Source organism: Maritalea porphyrae (assembly GCF_027213965.1).
GTDB classification, from domain to species: Bacteria; Pseudomonadota; Alphaproteobacteria; order Rhizobiales; family Devosiaceae; genus Maritalea; species Maritalea porphyrae_A.
The window spans coordinates 1-1,449 of sequence record NZ_JAPWGX010000011.1 but is presented as its reverse complement, the minus strand read 5'-3'; the positions used below and the strand labels follow the sequence as shown (position 1 = coordinate 1,449).

Genomic DNA, 1,449 nt, shown 5'->3' with positions numbered 1-1,449 from the left:
TTGTTGTTGATATTATGCGGCGGCTTTGCGGAATTGCAAGCGCCGGTGTTTGATGGTCTTTTGTTTGATCCTTTCTCGTTTGTTTAAGATGGATTGTGCTCTGCCGAAGTAGACGTCGGCTGGCGTAACGTTCTTGAGGCTTTCGTGGTAGCGATGGTGGTTATAGTGATCGACGAAGGCTTCAATCTGCTGCGTTAGATCCCCGGGCAAAAAGTAGTTCTCCAGTAGGATGCGATTTTTGAGTGTCTGGTGCCAGCGTTCTATCTTACCTTGGGTTTGCGGATGATAAGGTGCGCCACGTACATGGCTCATACCTTTGCCCTTCAGCCAAGTGGCTAAATCGCTTGATATGTAGCAAGGGCCGTTGTCACTGAGCAGACGCGGTTTGTGCCGAACAACAGCCTTGTCGCAACCAGATGCTTTTAGAGCCATGTTCAACGTATCCGTTACATCTGAGCTGCTCATGGTGGTACACAGTTTCCATGAGATGATGTAGCGACTGTAATCGTCCAGGATTGTGCTGAGATAAAACCAGCCCCAGCCAATGACTTTTAAGTAAGTAAAGTCAGTTTGCCACAGCTGATTGATGGCGGTGGGATTGTCTTGGAACTCAGTCGCAGCTTTCATAACGATGAATGCTGGGCTGGTGATGAGGTCATGTGCCTTGAGTAGCCGGTACACGGTGCTTTCTGAGACAAAGTAACCCTGACTATCCGTAAAGGTCACAGCCAACTCACGTGGAGACAGTTCTGGTCGCTCAAGCGCCAGATCAATAATTTGACTTTGCACCTTATCTGGAATGCGCTTCCAGGCTCGGTTTGGACCAGAACGTTTGTCTTCCAACCCAACTTCCCCAACCCGCTGATACAAATCATACCAGCGGTAAAAGGTTGGACGAGCAATACCCAGCTTATCCAAAGTGGCTTTGACAGGCAGGTGGGATTGTTCAACAAGGTGGATGATCTCAAGCTTTTCTGATGCAGGATATCTCATTCGATATCCTCCCCATCCCCGAGCATGCTTTTTTTAAACAGCCTGAGTTCAAGCGTTTGTTCGGCAACAACTTCCTTCAGGTCACGCGCTTCTTTGCGCAGGCCCTTAACTTCATCACTTGATGCTTCACGCACAAGATCACCGGCCAACCGCTGCTTGCCGGCTTCAAGGAAGTCCTTGGACCATTTGTAATACATGCTCTCAGCAAGACCTTCACGCCGACATAGTTCGGCAATGCTCATCTCACCGCGCAAACCATCCAAAACAATCCGGATCTTTTCCTCGGCACCATATTGCCGACGGGTCTTGCGTTTTATCGTGCGAAAAAGCTTTTCTGAACTCGAACGGCTTCCAACTGATTTCTGCTTCATCTTCGCTCCATAGGGGCTACGATGAACCAAAAACCATCTCTTACGCAACAACACCAATCTGTCTATCAAATACTGACGCCGGACA

The 1,449-nt window shown here is 48.9% G+C and carries 1 protein-coding gene; it reads right to left on the bottom strand.

What is annotated here, in order from left to right; all coding sequences use genetic code 11:
- Positions 1-12: 12 nt before the first annotated feature.
- Positions 13-1,364, bottom strand: a protein-coding gene (locus tag O4H47_RS17820) for an IS3 family transposase (RefSeq protein ID WP_269395373.1) whose coding sequence is annotated in 2 segments (ribosomal slippage) — positions 13-1,028 and positions 1,028-1,364 — 1,353 coding nt in all. Because the reading frame shifts where the segments join, the coding sequence is not laid out codon by codon here.
- Positions 1,365-1,449 lie beyond the last annotated feature (85 nt).